This is a genomic window from Vibrio sp. DW001 (genome assembly GCF_029016285.1).
Classification (GTDB): domain Bacteria; phylum Pseudomonadota; class Gammaproteobacteria; order Enterobacterales; family Vibrionaceae; genus Vibrio.
The window spans coordinates 1,642,153-1,658,685 of sequence record NZ_CP091975.1 but is presented as its reverse complement, the minus strand read 5'-3'; the positions used below and the strand labels follow the sequence as shown (position 1 = coordinate 1,658,685).

Below are 16,533 nucleotides of genomic sequence, written 5' to 3'. Positions count from 1 at the left end.
CTTACCAGCGTGCAAAATGGTCTTCAGTTAAACCTAGACAATTAACGAGTTCATACGTATTACCCGACGAATCTATTATCGTCCCATTGAAATAACCGATAAACTGACGAAAATTGCTCTTTAGTAGCCATAGATTGAGCTTTTCACTGCGTTTATTGAGCACATTGAACGTTAAGTTAACTTGCCCATCACGTGAGTAGATTCGCCAAGGCTTCTCTTGGTTGCTGCGGTCGAATTCAAAGTGAACAGGCCCAAGAAAATGACGTGAGCCGTCAATCCATACCGCATTTTCACCATCACCTGTTTCATTCACGCCCGCGGCTAAATTAAGCCCCAACTTAACTTGGTCCAACGTTGTATTGATGCTCGCCCAGCGCCAACTGGTTTCTCTTCTCATGTAACCTGCCGAAAAATCGTAGCTAGCGAGCGCGTGTTCCAAACTGATCGTTTTACCATCAATACTAAGCTGCCCAGTCACAGATAGTGCATTGTGTTTTTGAGTGTAAGTCCAACCGGAATAACCCGTTGGTGTACACATCGACAAAGGTAAGCTCTCTAAAAGGGGAATAAGAGATAGGTTTGCGTGAATAGCGTTACAGTTGATCATCACCCGCCACTGTTGTTGTTGAATGTCGAACTTTATCGGTTCACCATCAAGTGTTGTGATGCCATTGCTAGGTGATGTTGTAATCGTAGAAGCCATACCAAGTGGGTTAGTCCAGGTTATCTCTGATAATTTATCCTCTTTAATATCGTAAAGATAACAGAAGGCGGTTGTCGCATAGCGAATATCCGCGATAGCCAAACCAATGACATAATTTTCCGTCATAATACTGGTAAATTGAAACTGCTTATAATGAAAGTATTTGGCCCATTTTCTCGACCTTTTATCCATTTCCGTGGTGTAGTGGAAGTGCTCTACTCCAAGTATTAAAGGGGCACCATCAAACTGACCAAATATCGGCTGTCCATCTTGTTTGATAAGCGATGGCGGAGCAGGAATAGTAGTAAACATAAACTCACAATTAACAATTTATTAACACCACTCTATTTTGCAACGTTATTGCTCTATTTAGGAGCATTATTAATCGACTTTTTAATAGTTAGCTCACAATTAGAGTAAAATAATTAAATCGATGACATACCAGTATAGGTACGATAAAAGCTCTCAGATACAAAAAATTACACCATAGATACCACAATGGAACCGAACTGAGTTTCTTATCACGCTTTGATACCCCCGTCATTATCTGACCACAGTAACACCTTGTTCGGCTGTCTTAATTGTGAAATACTCTGTTCACATTTTAGTCACATTTTGATGGCAGAGTTTTAAATACACAAGAAAGTACAATCAAAACAACGCAGTTCAGTTAGGGATAACACTATGACATTTAAACTACGCACACTTGCTACCGTTGCATTGACCAGCGCAATGATTCCTGCTTTAGCACAAGCGGACACTCTACGACTACTAACTTGGGGAGGTTATGCCCCCGATGAAGTGATCGATATGTTTGAAAAAGAGACAGGTATAGACGTCAAGGTTACGACCTCTAATAATGAAGACATGATTTCCAAACTTCGTGCCACCGGTGGTTCTGGTTTCGATCTGGCTCAGCCATCTCAAGACCGAATTGCAGGTGCGCAAGCTGAATTCAATATCTACAAACCGATCGATTTATCCAAAATCGATGCCAAGCAGTTCATTCCTTCAATGCTGGAATCGACTCAAGCAATCACCAGTGTAGACAACAGTGTATACGGTGTTCCTCACATTTGGGGCACCAGTGGACTTGTAGTCAACACAAAAAAAGCATCCGACATCTCTGACTACACCGACCTATGTAATGCCGATTACCAAGGTAAGGTCAGCTACCGTCTTAAACGTCCTACCCTGATTGGTTTCGCTTTTGCTATGGGTGAAGACCCGTTTGCAGCCTATGCCGATCAAGCTCAATATCAGAAAATATTGGATAAAGTCGAAGCCAAACTTGTTGAGTGTAAAGGCAATGTCAAAACCTACTGGAGTGGTTCTGACGCACTCATGAACCTGCTGCGAACCGAAGAGATTGTGGCCAGTATGGCGTGGGATGCCGGCGGTTGGAAACTCAATCAAGAAAATACAGATATCGAGTATATCGCGCCTTCATCAGGAGCATTGGGGTGGGTTGATACCTTCACACTGCCACGTAAAACGAAAAACGAAGCGGCGGCTTATCAATGGATTAATTTTGTAATGCGTCCGGAAATTGCTGCTAAAATCACAGAATCTGCGGGTAACTTTACGGCATCTCAAGGTAGTGATGAGTTTGTAAATGAAGACGCAAAAGCGCGATTCCAAAAGAGCTTCCCTAAAGCGGCCATTGACAACATTAAGTGGTACCCAGCCGTACCAGCCGGACTTGAAGAAATGGAAGGCATGACCCTAGATCGAATCAAAGCCTCAAATTAATCTGGCATTACTGCTGCCATACTCGTTTAGGTAGTTACCTCCCCCTGCTGAGGATTATCTCAGCAGGGACTGTGTTTATTCAAGGAACATCGACGACATATTTATGCCCCAGCCCGATTACATTCTACAATGCCATGAGTTAGGAAAGCAGTTTGAGCAATTCACAGCTGTGCACAACCTAGAACTGAACATTCACGCCGGTGAGTTTTTTTCAATACTTGGTCCGTCAGGATGCGGTAAAACAACGCTACTGCGTATGTTAGCGGGGTTTGAGTCCCCAAGCCACGGCCGCATTGTACTCAATTCACACGATGTAACAGACACACCGCCAAACAAACGACCACTTAACATGGTGTTTCAACATCTTGCGCTGTTTCCCAACATGAGCGTTGCCGATAACGTTGCGTTTGGATTAAAACAACGTGGTGAGAACAGCAACCAAATTAAGGTCAAGGTAAAAGACATTCTTCAACGAGTGGATCTTCAAGGAAGCGGAACTAAGCAAACTCATCAATTGTCCGGTGGACAGAAACAACGCGTAGCATTAGCACGTTCATTGGTGTTAGAACCAAAAGTCCTACTATTGGACGAGCCGTTAGGCGCATTAGATCTAAAACTTCGCGAGCAGATGAAAATTGAGCTCAAACACCTGCAAAAAGCGTTTGGCACGACGTTTATTTACATCACTCACGATCAGAGTGAAGCTTTGATGATGTCGGATCGGATTGCGGTTATGAACGCAGGCCGCTTTGAGCAAATCGGAACGCCGAGTGAGTTGTACATGCGACCATCTACACCTTTCGTCGCAGAGTTTGTAGGCGAAAACAATACCGTTGTTACCAAAGTCGTAGACATGACATCATCCACCTTGTCCGTTGTCAGTCAGAACAATGTGACGCTTTCATTACCACGCTCTTGCTGTCAAACCGCACTCAAAACCAACCAAACCGTTAAGATATATCTCCGACCTGAAGCACTCACTATAAGCGACAATCCCAACGATGGTGAACCCTTGTCAGGCAAGCTCAAAGAATTATTGTTTGATGGTGCAGCCAGTGGCGCGATTGTTTCCACCAATCTTGGCGATCTTAGGTTGTCTATTACCCCAAATCAACTGAACGACCTGCAGTTAAAACAACGCACAGAACGATCTGAAGATATCGCTGTGGAACTGAGGTGGGCCCCTAGCCAGGCCATAGCGTTAGGAATATCCGAATGAGTAAAAAATGGACACTCGCTTTGTTCCTTACTCCCGCTATCGTATGGCTATTAATGCTGATCGTGATTCCACATCTTCAGTTAGTCGAATTAGCGTTCTCCAATAGAGGCGATGGATGGACTGTTAAGCACTTTAACAACTTTTTTCAACACAGCATCTATTGGAACACCTTTGTTCGAACCGCTTGGATGTCAATCTTGGCAACGGTGTTTACTTTACTACTTGCCTTTCCAGTGGCTTATTACATTGCGAAAGTGGCGACCGGAGCCAATAAACTCATTTTATTAATGGTGTGTATCTTGCCATTTTGGCTCAGCGAATTGATTCGTGCCTATGGTTGGATGATTATTCTACGTGAATCAGGATTGTTGAGTAATGCCCTGATGTGGATGGGTTTAACCGAACAACGCATTGAATTTTTGTACAATGACTACACCATCATCATGGGGCTCGTCTACAACGGGCTGTTATTTATGGTGGTACCTCTAGTCAGTGCGCTAGACAGTTTAGACGATAGTCACATTGAAGCGGCTTTCGATCTTGGGGCCAGTCGTTGGATAGCTTTAAAAGATATCGTAATTCCTCATGCTCTTCCCGGCATTGTTTCAGGATGTATTATTGTCTTTATGCTCAGCTTAGGAAACTACCTTATACCCAATCTCATGGGGGGCAAAGACAGTCTATGGTTCACCGAGCAAATTTTTACTCAGTTCATTACGCGTTTTAATTGGGAACAAGGTTCAGCATTGGGGTTACTGTTACTGCTGTTGTCATCGGTCATGGTGTGGATAGGATTGAAGATAAGTGGTCAGTCTTTACAGTCCACTGTAGGACGCTAGGAGAATATATGATCCCTTCAGTACCATTTAACACTTCAAGAAAGAAAATTTATCAGTGTTTTATCGCAATATTTTTTGTCTTTTTGCTGCTGCCTTTGGTGGTGGTGGTGGTGTTTTCCTTTCACGATGCCACTTACCCATCACTGCCATGGAAGGGCGCGAGTACCGTTTGGTATGTGGGTGATAGCTCACCCTATGTAGGACTTTTTAACGACAAAAACTTGTTGTCTAGCGTACTCACAAGTGTTCAGGTCGCTTTGGGGGTGACCCTAGTGTCAACACTTTTAGGGCTCAGCAATGCACACTTACTGGTTCGATTTCAATTCCGCTACAAAGAGCTTCTGTCCGTATTGATGTTGGTCCCCTTAGTGATCCCCGGTGTCATTTTGGGCGTCTCTATTTTGGTGACGTCCAGTACGATGGCGAATTGGGTTGATGACGTTTGGGCATGGGAGTGGGAATGGGCGAGGCCCGGATTAGTTTTGGTTGTATTAGGTCAGGCCGCGTTCATCACTTCAATCACTACGCTCGTTTTATTGGCTCGTTATCGACGATTTGACCCAAGTTTAGAAGAAGCAGCGCTCAATTTGGGTGCGACACCATTAAGAGCATTTAAGGCGGTCACTTTACCGTTTTTACGCCCAACATTGGTGAGTACGGCTATCGTCGGATTTTTAATGTCCTTCGAAAATTTTAATACCACCTTGATGCTAGTGGGTTCCGATTCACCATTAACGGTCGAAATGTTCCAACGAGTACGAGAAGGCACGACCCCGGTGGTCAATGCAGTCTCAGTGGCTTTAATGCTTGGATCTACCGTGCTTGCTGGTTTGTATACGTGGTTTCAATACAAAGCCCAGCAAACGAAGTTCTGACGCATTATGACCAACAATCTCCTCGTTATCGCATCTAACCGCAATAACGAGGAAATACACCTTAAAATAATCCACAAGTAAATCATCATCCACCTTCTCTCGTTCCTCTCGTCCCCAGATTTCTGCGTTGAAATGCTTACATCTCGACGATATCGCGTTCTCTGGCTTTGTTCAGTTAGTGGCCGTTTAAACCTTGCTACCTCAACAGCAAGTATTTTTCTCATTGAGTTATACTGGTCTCTTTCGTTACTGCCTTCGCTAGCCCTAGGGTTGAGATTCATGTTGAGAGAATAGCCTTGCGGTGGCCAATACCTACACTTCAGAAATGGCATAAAGGAAAGTAACCGTTTTATCTCGACCGGATTCAATTGATAATTCAACAACCATCTAATCATAAAACTAAAAAGCCAGCGATAGTATACCGCTGGCTCAGAAATTACTGTTAACTAATTGATAAAATTAGATAAATGCAAGTATTGGTGAAACACACAATAAAATACCAGTAATAATTATAAGGTTAGTGGCCCAACCTTTGTATTTTGCAAGGTGTGGCACTTTATAAACCAAGTATGCAGGAATAAGACAACCAACCAAACCAAACACGGGACTGCAGATTGATGTAAATGATAAGATAGGCGCATTAATTGCGATTGCGCTCCACGCCAATAGAATAATGAAAACGACAACTAATTTGCTGATTAAGTCTTTGTTGATGCTAGATTCATCGCGGTTACGCAATAACATATTCATAGCTAAACCAGTACACGCTTCTTTAAAGGCTAAAAACACACCAAAAAACGAAGTTACGACGGCGAAAATGTTAATAATTATTCCTGCAACTGTTGCCCAGCTGCCTGGGAAATATTGAGCAATAATAGCCAATGCAGAGATATTTTGATGCATCGCTTGAGCCGCTTGCTCTTGACTGATTGCTAGAGTAAAAGAAACGGCAAAGAAGAAAACAACCACGAACAAAATTGTGAACGCAATTTTCATCGCTCTAGATGCTTTATAGCGCGCAACTTCAATTGATTTTTCATGAGAACGGTAAGAAATTACCATTGGGCTAAGAGACTGAATAAATAGAATTGAAGTTAGAGTGAATGGTAACGTAATAATTGCATCTTTGAGCATAGAACCCCAATGACCAAAATCTGGCACATTTGCCATGTCCCATCTTGCCATTAAGAGCACACCCATTACCGCCACCAATGATAAAACGGTTACAGCCATAACCCCTGATAGCTTAAATAGTAATTTTTCACCTTTGGACCCAATAAAAGATAACACGCAGATCAACGCTAAACCGTAGAACACGTTGTCGTTTAAATGGCCTTCAGTAACACCAAACGAATGTAGATACGAGGAACTGTCATTGGTAACGGCTAGCGAGTATACCAACACCCAAATGACTAACATGACAAAATATAGCGCACCTAACAACATGCCCCAGTTTTTACCTAAATACCCTGTTATAACACCTGGATAGTCGGTACATTCTTTTGATTCAGCCAATGTATTAATGAAAAGTTTTTGGAAAAGATACATTGCTGGATAGCCGATAACAGAAGAAAGTAGGAAAACCCATAACCCCATAACACCTACTTGTACTGGCAGAAATACTATCCCCGCTCCTATTGCCATGCCAATACTCATAACAATCCAGCCAATATCAACGCTGTCAAACTTAGTTGCGTTCTTCCATTCTTGAATGGTCATTCCTGCGATTTCATGTGGTTCTTTATTACTGGTTGAGGCGTCAGATCCAGTATTAATAATATCCGTCATTGTAGACTCCGAAAGGTTCGATTTTTATTAGTAAGCAATATACTTTTGTGCTTAATTTTATTGCTCTTATATAGATAACGGAAGGAAGAATACGCCTATTTTTAGAGAAAAAAATTTCAAATTTTCCACCAAAAAGACTCAAGGGAGAAAATTATTTTCACTAATCGATAGACGCATAACTATAATTCTTTGTATTGATTTAAAATAACAAACAAGAAAACCATGTATCTCACTAATGTGCTGCAGATCGCACATTAGTCAATACATAAAACTATCTTGTAATTTATGTATAGTGATTAATATCACAAATAAATCTTTTTACAGGATTTTTATTTCTAGCACTACACTTAGAGAGGATTGTGGTTATTTGAAATACAGTGGTTTTAGAAGGGGTGTAAACATTGGACGTTAAGTCGTAAAATCTCAATGTTAGAGATAACATTGAGATTTTACAACTCATTATCAAGCCCTCAATATTAGTAGATAATATTGAGCCTAATTATTTATTTTATAGCAACTGCCTCTATTTCAACTTTAGCATCCAGAGGTAATCTAGCCACTTCTACACAACTTCGTGCTGGGCAATGTTCCCCAAAAAACTTCGCGTAAGCATTATTAATAATTGAGAAATCATTTAGATCTTTCACAAATACGGTTGTTTTAACAATATTAGTTTTATCCAATCCGGCTTGCTTTAATATTGCTTCTACATTTAATAATGATTGACAGGTTTGTTCCCCGACATCTTCCGGCATTTTTCCGGTATTAGGATTAATTGGTAATTGGCCTGATGTGTATAATGTTGTATCGGTGAGTTTTGCTTGCACATAAGGGCCGACTGCAGCTGGTGCATCATTAGTAAAAATAGTTTCGTTCATTTGTTTTCTTCTTAGTTATAGTATCGAGATAAATAAAATAGGGGTCGCTTTAAGTTGTTGCTATTTTCTGACCATAATGTCGAGTATTTGCGTGTCGACCTGAGTCATAGAGCCATTAGCGAGCACAGACAAATTCCTGATCGACTCATCTACATCACACGCAACAATACCCTCGTTTCCAGTCACTCTAATATTGTCTAATGCCATCAACGCAGCTTTTAATGCCGCACTAGCAGAGGAAGAAACTTTCATCGAACAGCTTGTCTTGGCACCATCACAAATCATTCCAGATATGTCGCCAATCATGCTACAGATAGAGTGACTGACTTTTTCGAAGTTACCCCCTAACAACCATGTCATACCCGCGACAGCACCCATAGATGCGGTAGTCGCTCCACACAATGCTGAAAGTTTGTTCTGGTAGCTTTTAATATAGATGGCCATAAGATGCGAGAGCATTAATGCTCTAATTAATTTCTCACGACCAACGTTAAGATGCTCTGCAACAACGGCAACTGGCATGGTTGCCGCGATGCCTTGATTTCCTGAACCAGAATTACTCATAGCGGGTTTCATTGCACCATCCATTCGAGCATCGGATGCGGCAGAAGTACGAGACAAAATACTTGTTAATAATCCAGCAGATAGTAAACCTTTATCCACATTTCGTTGAAATGTCGCACCGATTTGAAGCCCATATTTGCCAGATAAGCCCTCTATCGAAAGGTCATTATTTAATTCAAAAGCTTGTTCTATAAACTCTATCTGACCTATCGGCGCATTGAGAGCGTACTCATAGATGTCGTTTGCTTTTGCGTTCTGCATTGTAGCTGCACTACTGTCTTCTCTTGATATCTCTTGAGCAAGATTACTCTCAGTATCGATATAAGTTGTTATTCCACTCTCTTCTATTGCGACGACTCGCGTGTGACTATCGGCAATGGTCACTGATACGAAGTTGGTGCCATTATTAATCGTGACTTTTGCATAGATAATGTTAGTCACATCAGCAACAGCAACCGATACATTATCATTATCCAATAGCTGCTTGGCCTTAGCGACATCATCGTCAGTAATATTTTTAAGTACCTCTAGTTTTGCTGTTGCATCTCCGGCTATTGCGCCTACCGCTGCTGCGATAGCTAATCCAACCATTCCAGTGCCCGGTATACCAACTCCCATACCATTTTTCATTATATTTGGAGAGACGAAAACAGAGATACTTTCTGGTGCACCTGACAGTTTATCCATTGCAATAGAAGCAGCAAGAGCGACAGATACGGGCTCTGTACAACCAAGAGCGGGGGTCACTTCTTTTTTTACAATTGCAGTGAAATCATTCCATAGCTCTTTCTTCATCATAATTATCCTGATCATTGAGTTGATGAAACAATAATTATCTTATTTAACAGGTCGTTCCGATTAATTCTGTTTCATAATTTATAGCAGTAATATACGATTATTCATGGAGATAATTTTTTCTTTCTTTGCTCTAGATAAGAGCATATGGAGAAAAAAATTCTATTCATTAATGCGTAAGTGATACGTTTGTGAGTTAGGTCACACTGTGGAATCTCATGATTTTTTCTTTCGTTCAACGTATTTGTTATTAATTATGGACTTGATAAGGAGTGGGATAAATCGGGTGGCGTATAGGCTATGGGAGGAACCTTTAAACGTACGCATTGCCAAGCAGGCGTGTGGGAACAAGATAAACCTAAGGGTATGTCGTTGTTGGTTTTATTGATGAATAAATCTGTCTTGTTGAACGAACGCCTTTATTTGCTTTACCGTTTTCGAGCTATAAATGATACTGGTATGGCTGCTTTCCAACATTACATGGTCTGTCATACCTTGCAACTGAGTTTCACTAATGGTAACCGTACCATCAGACATCTCTTTGTCCCTTAGTAAAACGGATCTAATCCCCAGAGGAAGATTACCGGCAATAGAACCCACCTTTTGCTCTCCGCTCCAAACCCTGTTAGTTGGCTCCAAGCCATATTGAATCGAATTTCCCAGTATCCTACTACAATTAAGCTCCACTAACCGTTGAGCGATAGAAGAACCATTCAGAGGACTAGCAAGTGTGACTAAGTGCGAAATGGAGTCGTAACTAGGTTTTTTGCTCTCTAAAAACGACAGAGCTAACAAGCCACCTAACGAATGTCCTACTATGATATTGGGGTTTGATGGATGCAGGGCCCTTTCTATCTTCCTGAACAAATGGTCGACATTAATAGTTCGGCTGTTATAGCTGATTATCTCAACTTCAAAGCCCTCTCTTTGCAACCTTTTTGACAACGGCTTCATCACCAGTCCATGCATAAATAAACCATGCAAGATTATAATCTTCTGCATTGTCATCTTCCTCATCATTGTCACGAGATCAAATGATCTCACATACGGCTCAATGAAATCAATGCTTTACTAATAAGACTCTCGACATATGTTCATTTTATCTGTGCCTAGAAAATCGTCCATATTATGTTGATACTCGACGCCGCTATTCTTTGTTTTTTCTATCATTGAGTTATCCGTAACGACTCACAAAGAAAAGTATTAGTTGGACTCGACGTGCCCCTACAATAAGCCTCGCATAGTTACACAAATGTAACTATGCATTCCGATCACCAAGCTGAATGTCGATGTTTCTACCCAATTATATAGTTACATAATGGTAACTATATAAACCATAATGTCTTCGGTGTTTTTGAATTTCTAACATAACATACTGAGTTTAAAATTCAGTAAAACTGAAAAAACTTACAATATACATCTAAAAACCCATGTACTGGCTGAAATATTAACCAATAAATCCGGTTTGCTGGTTGTTTTTATACAATTAGGTTAAATTCTATTTTTTAGTGTGACGAGCCTCATAGTTAACTATTTGTAACTATGCATCCCATCACACTATTGTAACGCCATTGTCCCTAACAAGCCAAATTAAGTTAACTTTAGTTAACGCAATTTGGCTTTAACGTCATTGGTCAATAAATAAATTCAACTAAAATGAAGGGATAAAATGAACATTTTAAGCAGAGGCTTTGAAGAAACAGAATTTGAAAATAGAGCCCAAAGAGCACAAAAAATCATGCATGACCAGAGATTGGATGCGATGATTTTCACCACTGAACCGAATGTTCGTTACTTTACCGGTTTCCATACACAATTTTGGCAAAGCCCAACTCGTCCATGGTTTGTTGTTGTGCCAGCTGAAGGTAAGCCAATAGCCATCGTTCCTGAAATTGGTGCGAGTGGTATGGCAGGAACTTGGATAGATAACATAATTTCATGGCCATCGCCTCGTCCGGAAGACGATGGTATCAGTTTAGTTGCAAGTGCCTTGAATTCTTTACCTTGCAAGTATGGCCGCGTGGGGGCGACTTTAGGTATTGAATCCCATTTACGTATGCCCATAAACAATTATCTAACATTAACCACATTGGTTAAGAAAGAATTTGTTGACGTATCTTTAGCCGTTCATGAGCTACGTCAAATTAAATCGCAGGCAGAAATTGAGAAAACACGTGAGATTTGCCGTATTACGAATGTTGGTTTTAATAAGATACCAACGTACGCAAAGGCTGGCATGTCTGAGCGTGAAATTTGTAAGCAGTTTCGTATCGATATGCTTTTAGAAGGTGCAGATGAATGCCCTTACATCATTGCTGGTTCAGGTCAAGACGGCTATGACAGTATCATTATGGGACCTACAGACCGCATCATTGAACACGGTGATGTATTGATAATTGATACTGGCGCAGTACGTGATGGGTACTTCTCCGATTTTGACCGTAACTGGGCATTTGGCGATGCAAGTGAGCAAACCAAAGCAGCCTATCGCGCCACTTATGAAGCAACAACCAAAGGTTTTGAAGCCGCTCGTCCGGGAGCAACAACAACGGACATTTATAATGCAATGTGGGGAATTTTAGAGGCGAATGGAGCTCTGGGCAATGACGTCGGTCGTCTTGGTCATGGTTTGGGTATGGAACTCACTGAACGCCCATCAAATACCGCAACCGATAACACCATACTTAAACCAGGCATGGTAATGACCCTGGAACCAGGAATGGTGTATGCACCAGGTAAGTCTATGGTTCATGAAGAAAATATTGTCATTACAGAAGATGGTGCTGAGTGGCTAAGTGAGCGCGCAGAGCCTGAACTAATCGTTATCAATTAAATGTAGACAACCGTCATGTTAGGTCATTCTGGCATGACCCTTTACTAGGGTAAATTTATGAAAACCTTTGAGCAGTTTAAACAGTTTGAAGTGCCTTTGGAGCACGAACAAGCACCAAGAATCAACCGCGTTCATATTGGATTAGTACAACTAAGTACAGACCATTCGCTAGAAATGGATTGGGCTAAACTGGTGGGCACAAAAGCTGGCGTATTTAGCTCGCGCGTTTATTACAGTAGTGAAATGACGCCAGAAGCATTAGACAAAATTGCGACGGGCATTAGTGATGCATCTGATTTAATTGCAACCGGCCTACCAATGGATGTTATGGCGTTTGGGTGTACTTCTGCCTCTATCATTATCGGCGAAGAAAAAGTATCTCATCTATTAACAAAAAACAGAGGCAATATTCCAGCAACGAATCCTTGGACGGCAGCTCAGGCGTCATTTAAGTGCTTGGGAGCGAAAAAAATCGCCGTATTTTCGCCTTACCCAACGGGTGTTAACTTTCCTTTATATGAACAATTAGAGAATGCAGGTTTTGAAGTGGTCGTGCTTGGCTCTCTAGGTATAGAGAAAGACACGGACATTACTACCGTATCAAAAGAGTCAATGTTAGCGACGTTAGAAAAAATATTGCCTGAATCTAGTGCTGATCTTGTCTTTATGTCATGTACAAACTTGCGTGTACTTGATCACATTCAAGAAATTGAAGACACATTTAATATTCCAGTCGTATGCAGTAACTCAGCCATGTTTTGGCACGCCATGTATTTGAGCGGCAAGAAAGCCTCTTGTCCCGGTTTTGGCCGTCTTTTAAATCAGTAAACAATAACTAATAGAGAAAATTAAATATGAGTAATCAAGTCAAAGGTTGGTGTGCAGCCATATTCATCGGCCTACTTTGGGGTATTCCTTGGATTGTAGGAACTCCCATTCTTGAAGTAATGGACGCACAAGTATTAGTTTGGGTTCGCTATACAGTTGCATTTATTACATTAGGCCTTGTTTTCAATATCGGTCTAGCCAGTGGTAAAATGACAAAGAAAAAGAAATTTGAAATAAGCTGGGAAAATAGAAGTGACCTTTTCTGGACTGCAGCTTGTGGTATTGTTGGTCAAGGAGCATTTAGCTACCTTTCATTTTTATCTCTTGACTACATTACTGCATCAGAGAATGGTGTCATCCAAGGTCTTATTCCAATTCTAATTCTATCGGTAGGTTTCCTTCGTCACAATGCGCGTTTTACTGTAATGCAAATTGGTGCGGCTCTCGGAGCGTTCGCAGGTGTTGCCATTTTAGTAATGGATCCTACAGCTGAGTCAAATGGCTTCAATATTGGTCACCTTATTTGTTTATTAAGTGCGGCTAGTTTCTCGTGTACTGCATATAGCCGTGCAATTTTGGCAGAGAAATATGGTTCAGTTGCCACTATGTTTCATCAATTTATCTTTGCTTCATTAGGTTTTGGCGTTTACCTCATGTTGTCGGGTGCAGACTTCTCATCAGCACTGAACGTATTTAGTTCACCAGTTCGTATTCTAGCTATCTGTATTCTAGGTGTTGGTATCTCAGGTACGAGTTATCTTATTTACATCTACGCAATGGAACGTGTTGGTGTTGATGGAACGGGGATGGCGCTTAACCTCATGCCTCTATCTTCATTTGTTTTGGCGGTATTTGCGCTGGGTGAACAAGTAACACTAATTCGAATTGTTGCTATTACGATAGTTATTATTTCAATGGTGGCCTTTATGAAGTTCGCTTCTAAAGAAGTAGACTTAAAAGTCGCGACTGAATCATAAACAATACGTTTATGATTCATAGGCCTCTTTGTCGATAAAGAGGCCTACTTATTCATAACTCGAACAAGTTATTGGTGCATTATTATAGAAAGTATCTTCGAATAATCAGAAGGTTATACGTATAATTTATGATTTATACGAAACATAAATAGAGGTTTATGTTTCGCGGATTTATAATTAAAATGAGCGGCCGAGAATGCTAGTAAAAATTTTGGTAAACGCATTAATAGTGTCATTCTTTCTAGCTGGCATAAGTTATGAAGAACTTAGTAATCCTAAGTACGCTGCTCATTATCGTATAGCATCAGAAACGGCCAGGTAAATTAATGCTGAGTGTCGTTGTATGAGATTTCTGTGACCTCCAATACTCACTGTAAGTAGGGGGGATCTTATCCTTATAACTAACACCGTTGCTGGAATGATTGTGAACCTCACTACTAATGGATGATTAACGAGAAAGCCTTATTGATCCGCACTGTGGACGCAAAATTAATGAGTGCAACGGTGTCTGATTGCAGAATAAATAGAATTTAAGAGCAAAAGTAATATCTAAATAAAAATTCTAGCCCGTAAACCAAATACCCAAGTATTATCCTCACTAGAAAAGGCGGGGTCTTTAATGTATTGAACATCCGGTGTAATTTGAATAAATGGACTTACAGCAATATTGTAATAGACCTCTGTTGTCAGCTGCTCTGAACTTTCCACACCATAGGCTCCCTCCAAGTTCTCATTTACTTCACTCCAATTAAGTGCAAAGCCAAGGTTGTTATTTTTAGCGCCAAGCTCAAAATACCCCAAACCTATGGTTATAGATGTGTCGTAAAGAGCAACATCGCCTTTAGAAAAACCGCCCCTCAAAAAAGGCATTATTTGTGATGTCGCAAAATAACTAGCAGAAAAATTTATCCCCTGCCCACTGCTGCTATTTGTTAGGTTGTGTTGAGTTCCGCCATCTAAATGCCAAGCAGTCACATGAATATTGTCGGTATAGATATTTTCCTGCGAAGCGGTCCAGCCAAGCTCTAATGTAGAAAATAATTTGTGATCGTTAAATAAGGTATCAAACCCCTCTAATGGGTCATCCGATTCCCCTTTACCATCGGCTACACCGGCTACAACATAGTAATTGTCTGTCAGCATATGACCAATCGCTAACCCTAAAATACCATCATCGGGAAGGCCTATTGCACCACCACCAGTACTGAACGCTAGGTTGGTAAAACCTGTCCACGGACTCGCCAAAGCATAGGTATCAACATAATCCGTCGTATCTAAGTAGCCGACCATAAATGATGAACGACCACTATTCAGCATCTGCTTCCAATACAAATTAGTGAGCCGACCACCCTGATCGCTATAAGCCGGGCCAATCATGCCAGCATAACCTAAGCCATTACCAATAAAGGAAAACTCTTTAGGAGACAAGTCAGAGTAAGCATGTCTGTGTTCGACCTTCCAGACCAAACTGCCAGTCGTGCCTACTTCTTGGCTGAGCACGCCCCATGAACCATAAAACCGAAGCACCCCGGAAGATGCATTGTCATCTCCACCAATGGTGGGGTTAGATGCTGACAATGTAAGCATCTGATAGTCCAATCCAAAAGTAATATTTTGTTCCAAGGCCAATCGTTCACGCCACGATTGTTTTGGTCTGACATTTTCAGAGATAGTATTTTCAACTGAATCGGGGCCTGAAAAACCCGCATTTGATAAGGTTGTAAAACTGATTAATGAGGATGAGATAGACAATCCAACTAGCATCGATTTTTTGATCATTTACTTCCTCACTTGTCATGTTCACTAATCGTATTTATCGACATAATTCTTAACAACATATGGCGCTACTCGTAATACTTTTCAATTAGTGAGCCATCCATTGTATAGCCCATGGTCAGATTTGACTTTCCATCAACCAAATACACTTCATCTGTTTGCTTATCTGCTTTTATAACGCCTTCCACCCAGACTGGGTATTGAACATTTTCGATCTCAAACCCAACAGGGTAAGACAACTTTACGATTTGGTTTGCTGGTGGAGGTGGCAGGTGAATACAAGCCCCTGCATAAGGAACCAATAGAAACTCAGTCGCGTTAACACCGTCAAATTCAATCGGAACGATAAAACCCGCCATTCTTACTTTATTACCCGTAATTTGAGGATTTATAGTCTCTGCTTTTAAGCGCTCTAAGTTCATATAATCTTCGCGGGCCTTGAGTGTTTCAGTCACATCTAGACCCTGATTTTCTAGTACTGAAATGACTCTGCGTAATTCAGCTTGCGAGCGACCATCCTTTCGGGTTTGTAGATATAAAACGGAAGCCAACAACGACCGTTGGTTTTCTGTGATTTCTGGTATCTTAATGGTTTCATTTGATACGTGCGGAGACAACAGATCCCAATCAATCAATTGAGTTTCTGCTGCGAGTGAAAAAGAGAATATTGAGAAGATGAAAACAATATATTTCATGGATTGTCCTG

Annotated in this window: 14 protein-coding genes; 7 read left to right on the top strand and 7 right to left on the bottom strand. The window is 41.1% G+C overall.

The window, feature by feature from the left end; genetic code table 11:
* Nucleotide 1: 1 nt before the first annotated feature.
* Entirely contained in the window at nucleotides 2–1,015 is a 1,014-nt protein-coding gene (locus L3V77_RS07705; protein WP_275136480.1) for a DUF2804 domain-containing protein, read from the bottom strand.
* Nucleotides 1,016–1,387: 372 nt separating this feature from the next.
* Here L3V77_RS07705 and L3V77_RS07700 point away from each other — a divergent pair, with 372 nt between their 5' ends.
* The 4 genes from L3V77_RS07700 to L3V77_RS07685 all read left to right on the top strand — a co-directional run bounded on the left by L3V77_RS07700 (nucleotide 1,388) and on the right by L3V77_RS07685 (nucleotide 5,388).
* The gene (locus L3V77_RS07700) at nucleotides 1,388–2,455 is read left to right on the top strand and encodes an extracellular solute-binding protein (RefSeq protein WP_275136479.1); all 1,068 of its coding nucleotides are present in this window, start codon (nucleotides 1,388–1,390) and stop codon (nucleotides 2,453–2,455) included.
* A gap of 103 nt (nucleotides 2,456–2,558) precedes the next feature.
* Nucleotides 2,559–3,674, top strand: coding sequence for an ABC transporter ATP-binding protein (locus L3V77_RS07695; protein ID WP_275136478.1), 1,116 nt, complete (start codon nucleotides 2,559–2,561; stop codon nucleotides 3,672–3,674).
* Nucleotides 3,671–4,513, top strand: coding sequence for an ABC transporter permease (locus L3V77_RS07690; RefSeq protein WP_275136477.1), 843 nt, complete (start codon nucleotides 3,671–3,673; stop codon nucleotides 4,511–4,513). Before L3V77_RS07695 ends, L3V77_RS07690 begins: the two co-directional genes overlap by 4 nt.
* Before the next feature lie 8 nt (nucleotides 4,514–4,521).
* On the top strand, nucleotides 4,522–5,388 hold the full coding sequence (locus L3V77_RS07685) for an ABC transporter permease subunit (protein ID WP_275136476.1): 867 nt from the start codon (nucleotides 4,522–4,524) through the stop codon (nucleotides 5,386–5,388).
* A gap of 459 nt (nucleotides 5,389–5,847) precedes the next feature.
* Here L3V77_RS07685 and L3V77_RS07680 read toward each other — a convergent pair whose 3' ends face one another.
* From L3V77_RS07680 to L3V77_RS07665, 4 genes are all read right to left on the bottom strand, one after another.
* Nucleotides 5,848–7,107: an amino acid permease gene (locus L3V77_RS07680; protein ID WP_195705036.1), complete on the bottom strand. Its 1,260-nt coding sequence runs from the start codon at nucleotides 7,105–7,107 to the stop codon at nucleotides 5,848–5,850.
* Nucleotides 7,108–7,679: 572 nt separating this feature from the next.
* A complete protein-coding gene (locus L3V77_RS07675; RefSeq protein ID WP_275136475.1) occupies nucleotides 7,680–8,054 on the bottom strand; it encodes a RidA family protein in 375 nt (124 codons plus the stop codon).
* Nucleotides 8,055–8,114: 60 nt separating this feature from the next.
* Nucleotides 8,115–9,413, bottom strand: coding sequence for an L-serine ammonia-lyase, iron-sulfur-dependent, subunit alpha (locus L3V77_RS07670; RefSeq protein WP_275136718.1), 1,299 nt, complete (start codon nucleotides 9,411–9,413; stop codon nucleotides 8,115–8,117).
* 381 nt (nucleotides 9,414–9,794) lie between these two features.
* A complete protein-coding gene (locus L3V77_RS07665) occupies nucleotides 9,795–10,415 on the bottom strand; it encodes a triacylglycerol lipase (RefSeq protein WP_275136474.1) in 621 nt (206 codons plus the stop codon).
* A 667-nt stretch (nucleotides 10,416–11,082) separates the two neighbouring features.
* Here L3V77_RS07665 and L3V77_RS07660 point away from each other — a divergent pair.
* The 3 genes from L3V77_RS07660 to L3V77_RS07650 are packed head-to-tail and all read left to right on the top strand — an operon-like array spanning nucleotide 11,083 to nucleotide 14,051.
* Nucleotides 11,083–12,246, top strand: a complete 1,164-nt coding sequence (locus tag L3V77_RS07660) for a Xaa-Pro peptidase family protein (RefSeq protein WP_275136473.1) — start codon at nucleotides 11,083–11,085, stop codon at nucleotides 12,244–12,246.
* 57 nt (nucleotides 12,247–12,303) lie between these two features.
* A complete protein-coding gene (locus L3V77_RS07655) occupies nucleotides 12,304–13,074 on the top strand; it encodes an Asp/Glu racemase (protein ID WP_275136472.1) in 771 nt (256 codons plus the stop codon).
* A 26-nt stretch (nucleotides 13,075–13,100) separates the two neighbouring features.
* Nucleotides 13,101–14,051, top strand: a complete 951-nt coding sequence (locus tag L3V77_RS07650) for a DMT family transporter (protein WP_275136471.1) — start codon at nucleotides 13,101–13,103, stop codon at nucleotides 14,049–14,051.
* A 549-nt stretch (nucleotides 14,052–14,600) separates the two neighbouring features.
* On the opposite strand, the gene L3V77_RS07645 is transcribed toward L3V77_RS07650, so the two are convergent.
* Nucleotides 14,601–15,815 carry a carbohydrate porin gene (locus L3V77_RS07645; protein ID WP_275136717.1) on the bottom strand — a complete coding sequence of 405 codons (1,215 nt, stop codon included), beginning with the start codon at nucleotides 15,813–15,815 and terminating at the stop codon, nucleotides 14,601–14,603.
* 80 nt (nucleotides 15,816–15,895) lie between these two features.
* Nucleotides 15,896–16,522 carry a DUF3299 domain-containing protein gene (locus tag L3V77_RS07640; protein WP_275136470.1) on the bottom strand — a complete coding sequence of 209 codons (627 nt, stop codon included), beginning with the start codon at nucleotides 16,520–16,522 and terminating at the stop codon, nucleotides 15,896–15,898.
* Between the last annotated feature and the right edge of the window lie 11 nt (nucleotides 16,523–16,533).